Raw genomic sequence first — 16,391 nt, forward strand, 5'->3', positions numbered from 1 at the left:
AGCCGTTTGCCTTTTTAGGGGATTAAGTTAAGTTGGCAATTAACCCCAACACCCAAAAAGCCGACAGCTGAATTGCTAATAGCTAATAGCTTAATCAAATTAAACTAGCTCTGTCTTCTACTTCCTAGCGGAAGCACCTTCTATCAATAGAATTCTTGTGGGGTAGTGAGGACAAGAGTCCTCTTGGGCGAAAACAAGGACTCTTGTCCTTACTACATATAAGTTTATTTTCTTCTCCCCCTCACACATCAGTTACCAGTTATCAGTTATCAGTTCTTCACTGTTCACTGTTCACTGTTCACTGTTCCTCACACCCTTACACCCTTACCCCCCCTAGTTTTTGTAAGTCTGTCTGAGGACCTGTTCTATCACACCTACCCTGTTGAAAACCTCAATCAGTTGATGCGCTGGAGTTCTTCGCTTTTGGAGAAGAACTTTGAGTGGTGTTAACAAATGAACGTCTGGATCGTCTACAAGCGCAACTTCAGCAGCTTGCAAAACCTGTGAGGCGATCGCAAAAATCTCTTCGTTGTCAAACCCTTCTTGTGCCGAAACTTGGTGCAAAGCTGCGTCGGGTATCGTTGCTCTACCCATAAGGGTTTGGTCTAAAACAAGACCTTTCAATAAGCTTAACAAAGCAGCATAGATAGAAAAATCATCACAACTATCAAATGCTTTAAATTCGATGCGACCTACTTCCGCTGGGAGACGTGCTATTTTCGTCAATGAAGGGACGCTTTTAATCAGTTGTTCTTGTTTCTCCACAAAAACCAGCGTCGCTGGTCTTTTTCCTGTTCTAACAAACGTTCGCACTGACAGTCCTTGCCACAACTTCCCCTTATAAAAGGGAGAGCTATAACTGAAAGGAACGATGTATGGACTGTAATAAGTTAGCTTTCTGCCAATATCAATCACACTTTCAATAGGTAAATCAGCGACTGAAATATTTAAATCTGGTCCATATGTCACCATGTGAATGTTGGCAGTTTGCTCTTCAGGATAAGCCTGTAATTGTTTTATTTCATAATCATTTAATGGTGGTTCAGGCTGATAAACAGTACGGTACGGATTAAAACTGACTAAAATCGGCGAAAAACCAAATTGTGCAGCAATCTCACATAGCAGATGAAAGCTTTCTGATAATTCAGCAATAGTGCTTTGAATATCAGGGTGTATAGTTGTTCTGATTTCGATACCTTTAGGAACGCAATCGATAACTTGTTCGGAATCTGCAAATCTTTCAAATCCCTCAATATACCACCTTTTTTTCCTAATGCCAGCGTCCCCAACGCGCAGTTGAGTATGGTCGTTGGGGTACATGGGAAGTTGTTCAATAATTTGATTGAATTCAACAAATTTTGTGCAGGAAAAATCAGCAAATTTTCCTTCTTTGTTTAGGAAAGCTACTTCATGCTCAATACCGAAATAGAACATTTATGTTATGTGCCTTTGTTTAAACCTTAAATTATTTGCTGTTTGTTGTTCTAAATAGAAAAGATTTTTAATACTCCCTTGAGACGGATTGTACCGCAAGACAGTACTGAGTACTAAGTAGGGTACGCAAGACAGCCCTGAATGCTCAATAGGGGACAAGAAATTATCGAAAAAATGACTCAAAACTCATTGTTGAGCACTCAAGACTCTGAAAAGCTTTGGCAATAAGCACTACAGGTTGTTATCTAACCCCAGGTTAGTATGGACGTGAGAGTTGCTTAAGGCGTGTATCTATGACAAGTGCTGTGAAATCTCCTTATACCAGCGAACAAATTGCCGCTTGGCTGCGTGGACTTCTCACGATTGCTTGGGCTGATGGTGACTTCGATGCCCAAGAACAGGAATTAATTACCGCCATCACCGAGGATGAACTTGCTCCTGGCATCAAGATAGAGTCATTAGACCCCATAGAACCAGAGGAATTAGCCGCCGTTTTGGGCAAAGGTACAAAAACAGCAGAAAATTTCTTACGCACAGCAGTTATGATCGCGATCGCAGATGGCACCTATTCTTCTAGCGAGGACTATCTACTGCACCAGTTATGCAAAACCCTAGAACAGCCAGAAAATCTCTTAGAAGCCCTCCGCCATACCCTCGAACACCCACAGCCGGAGGTTTCCGTAACGGCTCCAATTCCCTTACAAGCTGAACCTACACAGCGTCAAATTGATGCGCTGCGCCCCATGCGCGACTGGCTTGATCAGTTAGACATCCAAGATCCCAGAGTTGCTCGTTTTTTGTGCAAAATGGTACCTTCTCACTGTCCCTTTGAGCGTGATGTCACACTGTTCGGACGCAAAATTGTTCATATCCCGCCGTTGTGCAAACTCAACCCACTCTACGAACAACTTGTCGGCTTACGTTTCCGCGCCCTATCCTATCTTGCGGATGACTGCGGTGAAGATATTTCGCCGTATATTTAGTTAGTAGTTAGTAGTTAGTGGGTAGTAGATAGTAGGTAGTGGTTATGAACCACCAGTTCTATTTGAGACGATGATGTTTAGGGTACTAGATAGTAGTTAGTGGAACAACTACCAACTAACAACTAACAACTATAGCAATCCTAGATGAATCGTGAGAGCGTCGTATTTTATCTGTGTGCATCCGTGTGCATCTGTGGTTCATTTTTCTTACAAATGATTTAGGACTGCTATACCAACTAACAACTAACAACTAACAACTCACTCACTAACTATGCAATTCATCGACCAAGCAAAAATTGAAGTTGAAGCAGGAAAGGGTGGCGATGGTATTGTCGCCTTCCGGAGAGAAAAGTATGTGCCAGCGGGTGGTCCGGCTGGTGGGAATGGGGGAAAAGGCGGTTCAGTGTTGTTAGTTGCTGCACAAAACCTGCAAACGTTGCTTGACTTTAGATATGAGCACCGCTTTAAGGCAGAAAACGGTTCTCGTGGTGGACCAAATAATTGCACAGGGGCAAATGGCAAAGATTTGATCATTGAGGTTCCCTGCGGAACCGTTGCCTATAATGCGGAAACTGATGAGATACTGGGGGATTTAGTCGAACCTGGGCAAACTTTGCTGGTTGCTGAAGGCGGTAAAGGTGGATTGGGAAACAAGTATTTCTTAAGTAACCGTAACCGCGCCCCAGAGTACGCCCTCCCAGGACTACCAGGAGAAATCAAGTCACTGCGTTTGGAGTTGAAACTCTTAGCTGAAGTCGGGATTATTGGGTTGCCAAATGCTGGAAAATCTACCTTGATTTCAGCTTTATCAGCCGCACGTCCTAAAATTGCTGACTACCCCTTTACAACCTTGATTCCAAATTTGGGTGTCGTGCGGAAGCCTAGCGGAGATGGCACAGTTTTTGCTGATATTCCCGGACTCATTGAAGGCGCTTCCCAAGGAGCAGGGCTAGGACACGATTTTTTGCGTCACATTGAGCGCACGCGTGTGTTGCTACACCTCATTGATGCAACTAGCGAAGATGTGGTAGAAGACTACAAAACAATTCAACAAGAATTGCAAGCATACGGACGGGGTTTAGAAGAGCGTCCGCAAATTTTGGCGCTGAACAAAATTGATGCTGTTGATAGAGAAACAAAGGATTTAGAAGCGCTAGCTACGCAACTCAATCACCTTTCCTACTCTCCAGTTTTTCTCATCTCGGCGGTTACGGGTGCTGGTTTAGAACCAATGTTACAGCACATTTGGTCAATTCTCGACCAACTCAATGCGGCTGTTGTTAGCGAGAGGATAAGCTATTAGGCTTGTTATTTGCATTAAGAAAATACCTGAATTGTATTTGTTACAATTTACGCCTTTGTGGTATAATTTTTCATGTTTTCTTTTGCAAAAAACAATTCTAAAGTTAGAGAAAATGCCGAAAAGGCGTATACATCAGGTTTTCTTTAACCAATTCTCCAAGCTAAGGTTTGGTATCAAAGTAAATTATGTGACAGTGAGACTGACCATTCTGGGTCTATTGGTAGCCGCTTTCATAACTAAATATGAGGCAGAACAATTTGTAAAATCATCTGCCCGACAACGATTGGATTTAGCGACAGCACCTTCGCCACTTCCTGCTGTTCGTATGGCTGCCAAATTATCCACTCCACAAAAGTTCAAACCATCGCCTGTACCATCGCCACTTCCTACTGTCCAGGTTGTTGGGACATCCACTCCACAAAAGTTCAAATCGCCAACTCCACCTCCGCCGATTCCTGATTGGGCGATCGCCAAGTCACTACCCATACCCTCTCGTCAACCAGGAAAACAAGATTTAGAAGTTATTTACAATCTCAAAAAGCCTCCAAATTTTAAACACTCTCAAGATTTACAAGCCATTGTTAACGATGTTGTCAAGCTGGCGACTGCTCAAAATTTGCCTAAAAAGCCTTTATCTATTACTTTAATAGATGCAAAAACTGGCGAAACTGCCGGATATCAGCAAGATATCCCGAGATATCCCGCTAGTGTAGTTAAGATGTTTTGGATGGTTGTTTTATATGCTCAAATAGAGAGCGGTCTTTGGAAAAATGAAAAAGATTTTGCTCCTTATTTGGCAAAAATGCTCAAGGAGTCTGATAATGGTTCTGCTAGCTTTATTCTTGACCAAGTCACAGGTACAAGTTCTAAACCAAAACTAAAAAGTGAAAAATTTCAAATTTGGAAAAATAAACGCCAACAAGTTAACCGATTTTTTCAACAAGCTGGTTACAACAATATTAGTATTATTCAAAAAACATTTCCCATTTACTACATTAATCTCCCAGAACCTGAGGGAAATGAATCGCAGCTACTAGGTAACTCACGGAACTGGAATAGGATAACAACCAAACACGCAGCTAGACTATTGTACGAAATTTGTTACGCAAAACAGGCTGTTTCTCTACAAGCTAGCAAAAAAATGTGTGGGTGGCTCAAAAGGGATTTAAATCCCAAAGTTTGGCAACCCGCAGACTCTTATGATTTCAACCCTGTACGAACCTTTTTTGGTAAATCTTTACCCCATACTCGTGTTCAGTTGCATTCTAAGGCAGGCTGGACTTCTGTTTCTCGAACAGAAGCAGCAATGGTTGTTACAGAAAATAGCAAAGGTACTTATATTTTGGCGACTTTTGCTCAAGATTCAGCATATGCTGATGACGTAGAAATTTTTCCTAAAATGTCTCGTCTTGTCTATAAACGTATGACTTCTCGAAGTTCAAGATAGGATAGGAATCCTTTGAGGAGTTGTCAAACTCTCTGTTTTTTTTCTTTGTTATTTAAGTAAGTATAGAAGATAAAATCACACTTTGCATCAGTTAACGATGTATTGTTTTAAACTCAGCAAAAAGTCTTAGAAAAGTTTCAGAACCCCTTATCTCAAAACCAGTAAATGCATGATAAGGTGTTAACTCCATTGTCTTCCTTTGCCGCCTAACCTAATGCATTTGTACTCTTTACATCCCCAACACCTTGAGGAATTAGTCAAAGAGAGTGGTATAGATTTAGACCTTGCTAGATTCAACTTTATGTCTCTACAAGGCAGAACCACTTATGAATACCTGCTAATTTCTGAACATCTTCCCCGTACAAATACTGGAATGGTCAAAAGTGGGTGGTTGCAGCGGTACAGCCATATCACTGAAGGTGGTTGGTGGTGTTCTGGACTTGATCCCTTAAATCATTGGCATACCATGGAGTGGGGGTGCTTAAAGCCCAACCAACCTCGATTGAATGAAAATGGCAAGTTGATTAAGTACGAGCATCCACCCAGCACACCAACACGGGTATTTTGTCTGCGGGTATCGCTACGTATTTGGCAGCAAGTTGCCCAACGTTACAATGTAGCCATGCCCGACAATATCAACATTGCCTGTAATGGTGAAGCCAAAGGCTTTTGGCAATGGGTTATAGAACGAAACATTCCTGTGATTATTTGCGAGGGTGTTAAAAAAGCAGCAGCACTATTGACACAAGGATATGCATCTCTAGCCATCCCTGGAATTACCAGTGGTTACCGCGTCATTAAGGATAATTTTGGCAAACTGATTTCGCGCCAGCTGATCCCTGATTTGGCGGTGTTTACTAATACTCAGCGAATCTTTTACATTTGCTTTGATTTTGAAACTCAACCTAAGACAATCGCAGCAGTCAATAATGCTATCTCTCAGCTAGGATTTCTATTTCAAGAAAAAAATTGCCCCGTCCAAGTCATTGAACTTCCTGGAATGGAAAAAGGGGTTGATGATTTTATTGTCGCCAAAGGTGCAAGTGCTTTTGACGCAATTTATCGCCAAAGCGTTGATTTAGAAGTTTACCTTGCCCAAATCAAACCCCACACCGAGTTAACCATTCCTGCTGCACTCACTCTCAACCGTCGCTACTTAGGGGAAATACCGTTCCCCACCTCCGGATTAGTTGGAGTGAAGTCTGCAAAAGGAACAGGAAAAACCACAACAGTGCAAGCAGTTGTGAATCAAGCCAAAAGCAGAAATCAACCCGTATTACTCATTACTCATAGAATTCAATTGGGAAGGTTTTTATGCGAAAAAATTGGCATTCAATGGGGAATGGGTAAAGAGGAATGGTTTCGTAATGAGCGTTTAAGTGCTTACTACAAGCCTAATTCTCTCGGACTATGTATCGATTCTGTTTGGAAGCTGAATCCTGAAGATTGGCGAGGGGCAATCATAATTTTGGATGAAGTAGAACAGTCTTTATGGCATCTACTTAACAGCGATACTTGTAAAGATAAGCGTGTCAAAATTTTAAAAGTCTTCCAGCAGATTCTTTCTACTGTGCTGATAACTGGAGGTTTAGTTATTGCCCAAGATGCTGATTTATCAGATGTCTCCTTAGAATATTTGCAGGGATTGGCAGGAATTCAAATAACGCCTTGGATAATTGTTAATCAGTGGAAGCCACAGCAAGGTTGGGATGTGACTTTTTATGATTCCCCCAATCCAACTCCCTTAATTCATCAATTGGAACTAGATTTAATCACAGGACATAAATGTTACGTTACGACCGATAGTCGCTCTGGACGTTACAGTTGTGAAACAATTGAACGTTACCTTAAAGAGCGTTTAGAAAGATTGCAACAGCAATTCCCAAAAACTTTAGTTATCAGTAGTCATACGACAAACACACCCGGTCATGAAGCCGTTGATTTTGTAGCAGCTATTAATCAAAAAATTACTGAATACAGCACTGTTTTTGTCACTCCTAGCCTTGGGACAGGAATTAGCATTGATGTCCAACACTTCGACCGCGTTTACGGTATTTTTCAAGGAGTTATTCCTGACTCTGAAGCACGACAAGCATTAGCAAGAGTACGCGACGATGTACCGCGTGTTGTTTGGTGTGCTAAGCGAGGAATTGGCTTAATTGGTAGTGGAAGTACAAATTATCGTTCGTTGTCTTATTGGTATCAGGAGAATCAAAAAGAAAATTTAGCATTACTTAGTCCTCTACATAAAATTGATGTAGATTTGCCGTTAGTTTATGACCCTACTCATTTGCGAACTTGGGCAAAGTTATCTGCAAGGGTGAATGCTTCTATGACTCTTTACCGTCAATCTATGAAAGATGGTTTAATTTCTGATGGACATCAAATTTATGTACGGAGTAACGACGTTCAAAAAAATATTATTCGAGATTTACGCCTTGCCTTTCTAGCAACTGAACCACATGACTTAGAAACTCGGAAAAGGTTGATATTAGAAATTTTTAAAGTTCAAAAAGATTGGTTTCAAAGCCGTAATAAATCAAAAGAAATTGACTGTAAAATTAGAGAAATTAAGCGCCAAAATCAATTGACTGCTGCAACTGCTGTAGCCACTGCTAAAGATATTGATTATGTGGAATACGAGCATTTCTTAGTTAAACACGCCCTTACTCATGAGGAACGCAACCAAATTAATAAATATATTTTAAGACAAAAGTATGGTATTGAAATAACTCCCCTGCTAAAATTACGGGATGACAAAGGATATTATTGCAAATTATTAACACACTATTATCTAACTCACGAAAGCGAGTTTCTTCGCCTGAGAGATAAGCAAGAATGGTCTCAGCAATTGTCTTGGGGTGAAGGTAAAGTTTTTTTGCCAGATTTAAAGACTAACACGCTTAAAGTGGAAGCATTGAGAGCATTAGGAATGCTACAGTATCTCGAACCAGAACGAGAATTTAGCGAAAATGATGCCGATTTATTGTTACTAAGAAATATTTCTTTTCAATGTAGTAAACATATCAAAAGGGCGCTTGGTATTAATTTGTTGCAGGAAAAAGAGTACATTTCCCCGATAAAAATACTCAATCGATTGTTGAATTTGTTGGGTTTGAAACTGAAGCGGGTAAATAATGCAGTCTATCAAATTGACACGGAGACGCTTTATGATGGCAGAGAAGAAATATTTGCAGTTTGGCAACAACGTGATGAGTTGATGTTGGCAAATGTAAAGGGTGTGGTTGATTATCCTTCACCCTGGAAGGGTGGGGCTACACATAGACGCCCGGAGGGCGGCTTCCCGCAGGGTACAAAGCCTGCCTTTGCAGGCTATATAGCGTCTGCGTCTACTCTGCAGTTGCACTTTGAGCAATTCTTCTAGCTTTTTAATTTGCTGGGAAACAGCAGGCTGAGAAATGCCTAGCTGTCTTGCGGCTTCACGAAAATTCCCAGTCCGAACTATGGCTATAGCGGTTCTCAGTTGAGTGCAATACATCAAGAAATAAGAACCACAGATGGACGAGCCAGCGCCTTGCGGTGAACCAGCGTTATGCAGGAGGGTTTCCCGACCCAGGCGACTGGTGTAAGTCCTGCGGACAGGCTACGCCAACGCCGTCAGGCGTGCCGCAGGCATACCCGGAGGGGGGTCTCCCCCCAACCCCAACGCCAGTCCGCTCAAGTCGGGAGACCCGCCCACGCGGCTGGCTCCTCCGTGGGGACCCCAAAGCCCCCCGTTGTGGCGACTGGCGTACAGATGAACACAGATAAATCTGTACTTCATCCAAACGAGAAGCGCTATAAAGAAGAAGGCGATCGCCTGCTAACATTCGACGGGCTAGTCCGATAATTAACCCTACGGTCAATTCTGCGGTAGGAGTTGCCAGTAAACTTGGGACGATGGTAAACCATGATTAATTTATTCATGAACCCTTATTTGAAGGTTGCGTTGCTAAAAAAAGTAGGCTAGATGTAGCAGTTTAAAGGTCAAAACTTTCCAACACTCCCTCGCATATATCAGGTATAAGGAATTTTGCAGCACTATCTAAGCTAATGCCGTTTTTTATAAAAAAATATTAATTGAGACGTTTGCGTAAATAGTTGCTGAAACCATCTACCACGATGACCATTAACAGAATGACGATCAGCAGCGCCGAAACTTCCCGGTATTGGAGAATGCGGAGCGCCCCAATTAGCTCGAACCCAATGCCACCAGCCCCCACTGCACCCATGATAGTAGAGGCGCGAAAGTTATATTCCCAGCGATAGAGAGTCAGATCCATAAATTGGGGAAAGACTTGGGGCAGAATTCCGTGATAGATCACCTGAGCTTTGTTGGCTCCTGCCGCGCGTGCTGCCTCTAAAGGGGCTGGATTGACCAGTTCGATATATTCAGCGAAAAATTTGCCTACCATCCCGATGGAGTGAAATCCTACTGCTAGGGTTCCTGGCAGCGCTCCAAAGCCGACGGCAGCAACAAAGATAATCCCCATAATTAATTCTGGAATGGAACGCAAGCCATTGAGAATGAGACGAGAGAGATGAAACAGTAGGGGATGAGGAGTTGTATTACGGGCAGCCAGCAAGGACAGGGGTAGTGAAAAGATAATTGCGATCGCTGTTCCCGCAACACTCATCGCTAGAGTATCAAATAGGGGCTTAATCCAATTGAAGCCATCGCTAAAATCGGGAGGTAACATCTGGCTAACCAATCGGATGCCGCTAGGAACTCCATCGGCGAGTCGATTGCCATCTAGAAGTCCTACGAAATAGAAGCAAATACAGATAACGAGAAAAACGATCGCGGCAATAACAATTGAGCGATTCCATTGACGACGCTGTTGTTTCAACAATCGCTCAAATTGAGGTTTAGGATCGGGTGGGATGGGAGTTCGGGGATTTTTTTTCTTGACGGGCATGATTTAAGATAATAATGCTTCAAAAGCCTCCCTTGGTTGCCGTAGCTACCATCAATCCCCATAAAAGCCCAAAATGAACTCGGCGATCGCGCTGAATTTCAAAACCCACATCAATTAAAAGGCGGTGAAATTCGTCTTGGGTATAGCATTGCTTGTAAGCGGAGTCGAAAAGTGGCAAGATGCGATCGCAAAGTCGGCACAAAAAATAATCTTTGCACCAATCGAGAATAATGACTCGACCATCGGGTTTGAGAACTCGTTTCATTTCCGATAAGGCGGTTTCGGGGCGATCAAAGTAATGAAAGGCATTGGCAGAGATAACGACATCAAAAGTGCGATCGGCGAAGGGAAGCAACGAAGCCGAAGCGGTTTGAAAGACTGCGTTGCTATAGTTGCGGCATTTGTGTCGAGCGATCGCCAGCATTTTCTCGGAAATATCTACCCCAATTATTGATTGTGTGGGATTCTCCGCCAAAATAACTTGCTCAAACTCCCCAGTTCCACAAGCGACATCGAGTACCCTTGCCTGTGGCGAAAGCTCTGCCCAGGTGTTTAAAAACGAGAGTGTATCGGTAACATAAGAATGCCATCGCCGATCGTAAATGTCTGCTAGGCGATCGTATTGCTGGCGAACCTTGGCTTCACTCATCTAAACCTATTTATTGACTTTCTCTAAATCGAGCTTGAGAATTTTGGCTAAATCGCGAATCGAGTCGTAATCTTTATCAGCGATCGCCCCAAACCCATCGGCTTTGAAAGGTTTAAGCACTTTTTCATCGTCTAGTTCAATAAAGGCAGCGCGAACCTTCTCTTTCAGTTCTGGGGAGAGATCGGAGCGCATCGTCCAAGGATACTGAGGATATTCTTTCGATTCGGCAATGACTTTAACTTTATCAGGCGAGATCGTTTTCTTTTCGAGCAAAGTTTCATAGATGGGTTTGCTCAATCCACCGACTTGAGCGTTACCATTTTGAACTGCCATCGCCACCGCATCATGAGAGCCTGTAAAGGCTTCTTGATAGTCTTTTTGTTGTTCTAACCCTGCTTCTTTTAGCATCGATTTGGGAATTAAATGACTGGACGTTGACGCTTGATCGCCAAAGGCTACAGTCTTTCCCTTAGCAGCTTGCAGGGTATTAACGCCGCTACCAATATTGGCAATGATGACCGACTGATAGGTAGTTTTCCCATGTTTCTTCATAGCCGCAAACGGTTCGATGTCACTCTTGGTCTTTGCCAGAACGTAGGAAAGGGGTCCGAAATAGGCTAAATCGACCCGCTTGTTACTGGCAGCTTCAATCATAGAAGAATAATCTGTCGTCACGAAAAGTTCAATATTTTTATTGAGCTTGGTTTGTAAATATTGCTTTAAACCTTCATTGTTTTTAATAATGCTGGAAGGCGATTCATCAGGCAAAAGAGCTACTTTTAAGGTTTCGGGATCGACGGTTTTTGAGGCAACGGTAGCTACTGGGTTGCTTCCAGTTGGCGCAGTGGCAGTATTGCTATTAGTTTGACAACCGATCAAGGCAAATGCAGTCAGTGTGAAAGAAAAGAGCGATCGCCTATTAAATAAAGCAGTCATAGTGTTTTAGATTTTGGATTGATTATACAGATGAATGCACTGACTAAAGCTATCAAGAAATGTTAAAGAGGGGCAGTTTCCTTAAAACCGTCGTAGTGTTGAGCATTGGTATCACCATAAAGTTTGTTCAATCTATTACTATCGATTTCCGTGGGACTGCCATCAAGTACAATAGTCCCTTTCGATAATCCAATGATGCGATCTGCATAAGTTTGAGCCAAATCGACTTGGTGCAAGCTGACGATCGCTGTAATGCCATCTTCTCGGCAAATTTGCCGGAGAAACGACAGTATTTTATGGGCGCTTGCCGGATCGAGGCTGGCAACAGGTTCGTCTGCCAAAACGATCTGTGGTTGCTGTGCTAAGGCGCGAGCAATACCCACTCGCTGTTGCTGACCGCCACTGAGGGCATCAACTCTTGTTAACGCTTTTTCTAAAAGCCCAACTCGTTCTAAGCATTCTAAAGCTATGTAGCGATCAGCTTTAGGTAAGGGAAAAAAGCTCCGCAGCGCTGAATGATAGCCTAAACGACCGACCAAGACATTCTGCAACGCCGTTTGCCGACCGATAAGCTGGTGCTGCTGAAAGATTGCCCCCGTGCGCTTGCGATGTTCGTGCAATATGCTTGGATCGCGCAAGTCACCTAAGCCTTCAACGATGACGGTGCCAGTCGTCGGTCGATTGAGAAAGTTGAGACATCGCAACAGAGTTGATTTACCCGATCCAGAAGCTCCCAGAATGACGGTAAATTGACCTTTAAGGAAGTCTAGAGAAGTAGGGTGGAGTCCTATCACTTCGCCTTTGTAAGTCACGCTAAGGCGATCGAGCAAAATCATAACTTTCCAGTGCTTTGAGAAAAAACGAAGCGATAAACCTCTGTCATTCTTAAAATGACAGACCAATAGTTAGGAAATGGCAGAAAGAAAAACCATTTTTGTGCTATGGAATACTGCCTTCTGCAACCCTCTTTGTGCTGAGACAAGACTTGCTTATTTAATTTGATATTTTTATCAATACCTTACTTCAATAACTAAAAGCTTCTCATTACGGATTTAAGGATAAGTTAAAAAAAGTTTAATATCATGTCCGGATGAATACTTATAAGTAATCAACCGGACATAATATTACTCAACAGTTTAATTTTAACGATAGGCGACGCGGAGACTTTGCACCAAAATAACCAGAGATGCAACTGCCATCAACCCACCCCAGAACCAGTAAGGTAACAACAACTGCTGCTGTATTTGTGCTGTATCCGAAAGTCCCAACGGACCAGCGCCATCGCTAAATAAATAGTCAAGTTGATGGTAGGTACTTACGCAAGCTTGCACGCCGAGAAATTGAACTGCGAACCCTTGTACCCAACGGGGCGCTTTCAGGGCAATACCCAGGATAATAAGACCTAATAGGGGAATTGCCACAATTCCAAACAGCGATCGCACCCAAATTATCGTCGAAACGAGTAAAAAACCAGCTAAAATTTTTAAACTCACCGAAGCTGCCTTAAAACTGCGGGAAGCCAAAATCAAAGCTGCACCAGCAATAGGCGGTCCCATTGGTCCTGCTGCTGCAACTAAAGCCGGACCTATTGGTCTCAATGACAAGGATATGGCATAACTTGCTACACCGGAACCGTTCCCAAAAATCTCCAATTTCCGAAACTGTCCGCCCAAGAGTAATGCCATCAAGCCGTGACCCATTTCGTGAAACCAAGTTGCCAAAATGGTGAATGGGTATAAAATGTAATTACCTACTGGGACTTGCCACAGCACAATGGTGGCGATCGCTGCGGCAATAAGCCAAGTCAGCCCCATCTGCTCAACTGTTCGTGGAGCTTCTCTTGTTAGCAAGGGTTCAAAATCTTTCCCAACATTGCTCATGGGTCGCTTTCCTTAACTACACCTATTGCTTTGATTGCAGTTGTATCCATCCTAACCGCAGTTTATGTCTAGCGGCACTGTCAACCGCCGCCAGACACTAGCTCCGACTAAGCGAGTTGAAATAGGAACGTTACCATATCTCCCTTACCTAAACTGATGCGATCGCCTGGGCGCAGACGGTGGCGATTTCCTGGTAGTAGGGGCAAGTTGTTGACATAAGTTCCATTGGAACTTCCCACATCTTCGATATAGTGAGCGTCTCCTTCTATGCGAATATCGGCATGAATCCGCGAAACAATTTCCGAACTAGGAAATCCTGAAACGTCCACATCTGGAGGAATGCGATCGTTGGGCTTGCCGATATGAACAACAGAGAGGTTGTAAGGCAATTCAATTTCCCTGTCTGTTTGAACATGGATGAGCCGTGCGCTCACTTGCTGCAATTGAGTTCTAGAAGCAGACGGTACGACTGATGGGGGTGGAGTTTGGGCTGCTGGGGCAATGGGTGTTGTGGATAGCTCCGGTGCTGGGGGTGGAGTTGGAATTGATTGCTCTTCGCTAACAGCAGGTGCTGGGGGTGGAGCAGCGACGGTTGGTGGCGGCGCGCTGCTTTGTGTGACCTCCACTGATGGCTCGGGAACCCCCACTGCTGTCGATGGTATGGGTGCGGAATTAGAGGCGGTGTAATTAGCAGAGCCACTGACTGCTATAGGTTGTGGCTGTACATCTGGTGAGATATCAGGTGCGACGGTTGCGGCAACAGCGGTGGGAGCCGCTGTACGCAGGTTATAACCACACTGACCGCAAAAAGCTGCATCTGCCTGCACGGTTGCCCCACAGCTGGGACAGGTAGTAGTAGCTGGTAATGGGGTGTAGCAAGCTTCACACTGGACAGCGCCGTCTGGGTTTGGGTGATTGCAATTAGGGCAGACGATCATGAGGTTAAGCCTTTGTTGAAGTTCAATCGTAAAATAGTGCGCTCAAGCAGAGGGGCAACTCTAGCTTCCGATTTTAACAAGTACGTTTGAAGGCTGAAGTGTGTAGACGCCCAGAGGGCAACTTCCTGTAGGGTAGGGTAGTATGAAGTATTAAGTCATGAAGTGTGATTAATTATTCATCCTTAATACTTCATCCTTCATGTTTTATCCTGCATCCTGTTTTAGGTCACTACCTGCTGCTGCATCGAGCAGCCACCAAAGTTCTCCTTGAGGCTGAATTAAGCGGGATGGGTAAGTGAATTCATCTGCCACTGGTGCAAAGACTTGAGCAAGAGCTGGTCTTTTATTGGCACCAGCAACGACAAACAGAACGCAGCGGGCAGAGTTAATGAATGGGTATGTGAAGGTGATGCGGGGGTTTGCGTCTTTGTTCCCTACGGTAATGAGCTTATCTGTTACTTTTAAGGCTTCCGTGTGGGGAAACAAAGATGCGGTATGTGCGTCATCGCCCATTCCTAACAAATTCACATCCAAAGAGGGGAACTCTCCAGAAGAAGAGTGAAAAAATTCTTGCAGATGTCTTTCGTACTTAGCAGCTGCCACTGCGGGATCTGCTTCATCTGTGGGCGTAGGGTGGATGTTAGCCGCTGGTATATCAACGCGATCTAACCAGGCACGACGTGCCATCAGTTGATTGCTGTCTGGATGGTCGGGTGGAACGTAACGTTCATCTCCCCAAAACACATGAATTTTATCCCAAGGCAGTTTTTGAGTAGAGATTGCTTCGTACAACGGTTTAGGTGTACTGCCACCAGACAGGGCAATGGTAAATTGCCCGTGCTCTTTAATAGCCGTTTCGATCTTGGACAGGATCAATTCTAGCGCTCGCGTAATTAGCGCCCCTTGATCTGGAAGAACTTCAACCTTTTTGCTCATCCCTTCACATCACATTAGCGACTTCCAGCAATACGATAGCGAAATTATGACTATTTACCTTTTTACTTTTTGAAACTTTTAAGATCATTTCTCTGAATTCAACACAGCCTAACTTGGCAGTTGTAAAAAATCTCGCCAAATCGTAACAAAAATATTTATTAACGTTACCTAAATAGTTTTCAGTGCTGAGTGTAAATTACTCATGATTTTTTGATCCCTGATACAGTTTATTCCAGTCTGTGATCGCTTCGCGCTGGGCAACTAACAATTGTTCAATTCCCTTTTGAGCAAAGTCTAGTATATGATTGAGTTGAGTACGACTAAAACTACCGGATTCAGCAGTTCCCTGAACCTCAATGATGCCCAACTGCTGATTCATGACCACATTCAAATCTACCTCAGCGGTGACATCTTCAATGTAGTTGAGATCCAAAAATGGCTCTCCCTGCAACAAGCCTACAGAAACTGCTGCTACCTGTCCTACAAGAGGCGATCGCTCTAAAACTCCCTCCTGCAACAATTTAGAAATTGCATACGCTAACGCCACAAACCCCCCTGTAATCGCGGTTGTCCTGGTTCCAGCATCTGCTTGTAATACATCTGCATCAATAGTCAGCGTGCGTTCTCCTAGCACACCTAAATCCACTGCTGCCCTTAAACTACGTCCAATCAAACGTTGGATTTCTTGAGTTCGTCCAGACAACTTCATAAATTCCCGTTCTTGTCGTTGCGGTGTGGCTGATGGCAACATCCGATACTCAGCAGTTAGCCAACCTTTGCCAGTTCCTTCTAGAAACTTGGGGACTCCCTGTGTAACGCTAACGCTACAAAGGACTTGAGTTTCGCCACACTTTGTCAGAACAACACCAGGAGCAAAGCGGGTGAAACCTTGCTCGAAGCTAATAGGACGTAGTTGGTAGGGTTGCCGACCGTCTGGACGCTGCCAAGCCATTGGGTTTACCTCAA

The 16,391-nt window shown here is 43.7% G+C and carries 16 protein-coding genes and 1 pseudogene; 4 read left to right on the plus strand and 13 right to left on the minus strand.

Features of this window, described 5'->3' with window-relative positions; translation table 11 throughout:
- Positions 1–333 precede the first annotated feature (333 nt).
- Positions 334–1,434, minus strand: a complete 1,101-nt coding sequence (locus MAS10914_RS0125565; protein WP_017318791.1) for a glutamate--cysteine ligase GCS2 — start codon at positions 1,432–1,434, stop codon at positions 334–336.
- Positions 1,435–1,727: 293 nt separating this feature from the next.
- Here MAS10914_RS0125565 and MAS10914_RS0125570 point away from each other — a divergent pair, with 293 nt between their 5' ends.
- Positions 1,728–2,417 carry a Mo-dependent nitrogenase C-terminal domain-containing protein gene (locus tag MAS10914_RS0125570; RefSeq protein WP_017318792.1) on the plus strand — a complete coding sequence of 230 codons (690 nt, stop codon included), beginning with the start codon at positions 1,728–1,730 and terminating at the stop codon, positions 2,415–2,417.
- 271 nt (positions 2,418–2,688) lie between these two features.
- The gene (obgE, locus tag MAS10914_RS0125575; RefSeq protein ID WP_017318793.1) at positions 2,689–3,720 is read left to right on the plus strand and encodes a GTPase ObgE; all 1,032 of its coding nucleotides are present in this window, start codon (positions 2,689–2,691) and stop codon (positions 3,718–3,720) included.
- 183 nt (positions 3,721–3,903) lie between these two features.
- Here the strand turns inward: obgE and MAS10914_RS35920 are convergent, their stop codons facing one another.
- Positions 3,904–4,206 carry a hypothetical protein gene (locus tag MAS10914_RS35920; RefSeq protein WP_232224230.1) on the minus strand — a complete coding sequence of 101 codons (303 nt, stop codon included), beginning with the start codon at positions 4,204–4,206 and terminating at the stop codon, positions 3,904–3,906.
- A gap of 130 nt (positions 4,207–4,336) precedes the next feature.
- Between MAS10914_RS35920 and MAS10914_RS35925 the strand changes: the two genes are divergently transcribed.
- Positions 4,337–5,167 carry a serine hydrolase gene (locus tag MAS10914_RS35925; protein ID WP_232224231.1) on the plus strand — a complete coding sequence of 277 codons (831 nt, stop codon included), beginning with the start codon at positions 4,337–4,339 and terminating at the stop codon, positions 5,165–5,167.
- A 214-nt stretch (positions 5,168–5,381) separates the two neighbouring features.
- Complete coding sequence (locus tag MAS10914_RS0125585) at positions 5,382–8,552, plus strand: plasmid replication protein, CyRepA1 family (protein WP_017318795.1); 3,171 nt, start codon at positions 5,382–5,384, stop codon at positions 8,550–8,552.
- A 15-nt stretch (positions 8,553–8,567) separates the two neighbouring features.
- On the opposite strand, the pseudogene MAS10914_RS35930 reads toward MAS10914_RS0125585, so the two are convergent.
- From MAS10914_RS35930 to rph, 11 genes and pseudogenes are all read right to left on the minus strand, one after another.
- Positions 8,568–8,666: pseudogene (locus MAS10914_RS35930) on the minus strand (helix-turn-helix domain-containing protein); the annotation flags it as partial.
- A gap of 105 nt (positions 8,667–8,771) precedes the next feature.
- Positions 8,772–8,951, minus strand: a complete 180-nt coding sequence (locus tag MAS10914_RS35935; RefSeq protein WP_232224232.1) for a hypothetical protein — start codon at positions 8,949–8,951, stop codon at positions 8,772–8,774.
- 14 nt (positions 8,952–8,965) lie between these two features.
- Complete coding sequence (locus MAS10914_RS36320; RefSeq protein WP_269635078.1) at positions 8,966–9,094, minus strand: hypothetical protein; 129 nt, start codon at positions 9,092–9,094, stop codon at positions 8,966–8,968.
- A 149-nt stretch (positions 9,095–9,243) separates the two neighbouring features.
- Complete coding sequence (gene phnE, locus MAS10914_RS0125590) at positions 9,244–10,086, minus strand: phosphonate ABC transporter, permease protein PhnE (RefSeq protein ID WP_017318796.1); 843 nt, start codon at positions 10,084–10,086, stop codon at positions 9,244–9,246.
- 19 nt (positions 10,087–10,105) lie between these two features.
- Positions 10,106–10,735: a class I SAM-dependent methyltransferase gene (locus tag MAS10914_RS0125595; protein ID WP_017318797.1), complete on the minus strand. Its 630-nt coding sequence runs from the start codon at positions 10,733–10,735 to the stop codon at positions 10,106–10,108.
- Positions 10,736–10,741: 6 nt separating this feature from the next.
- A complete protein-coding gene (phnD, locus tag MAS10914_RS0125600) occupies positions 10,742–11,671 on the minus strand; it encodes a phosphate/phosphite/phosphonate ABC transporter substrate-binding protein (RefSeq protein WP_017318798.1) in 930 nt (309 codons plus the stop codon).
- Positions 11,672–11,733: 62 nt separating this feature from the next.
- On the minus strand, positions 11,734–12,507 hold the full coding sequence (gene phnC, locus MAS10914_RS0125605; RefSeq protein ID WP_017318799.1) for a phosphonate ABC transporter ATP-binding protein: 774 nt from the start codon (positions 12,505–12,507) through the stop codon (positions 11,734–11,736).
- Between the two features lie 306 nt (positions 12,508–12,813).
- The gene (locus MAS10914_RS0125610; RefSeq protein WP_017318800.1) at positions 12,814–13,551 is read right to left on the minus strand and encodes a M50 family metallopeptidase; all 738 of its coding nucleotides are present in this window, start codon (positions 13,549–13,551) and stop codon (positions 12,814–12,816) included.
- Between the two features lie 107 nt (positions 13,552–13,658).
- Positions 13,659–14,489, minus strand: coding sequence for an FHA domain-containing protein (locus MAS10914_RS0125615; RefSeq protein ID WP_017318801.1), 831 nt, complete (start codon positions 14,487–14,489; stop codon positions 13,659–13,661).
- A 204-nt stretch (positions 14,490–14,693) separates the two neighbouring features.
- Complete coding sequence (pgl, locus tag MAS10914_RS0125620) at positions 14,694–15,425, minus strand: 6-phosphogluconolactonase (protein WP_017318802.1); 732 nt, start codon at positions 15,423–15,425, stop codon at positions 14,694–14,696.
- Positions 15,426–15,621: 196 nt separating this feature from the next.
- Positions 15,622–16,377, minus strand: a complete 756-nt coding sequence (gene rph / locus MAS10914_RS0125625; RefSeq protein ID WP_017318803.1) for a ribonuclease PH — start codon at positions 16,375–16,377, stop codon at positions 15,622–15,624.
- Between the last annotated feature and the right edge of the window lie 14 nt (positions 16,378–16,391).

It is taken from the genome of Mastigocladopsis repens PCC 10914, assembly GCF_000315565.1.
GTDB classification, from domain to species: Bacteria; Cyanobacteriota; Cyanobacteriia; order Cyanobacteriales; family Nostocaceae; genus Mastigocladopsis; species Mastigocladopsis repens.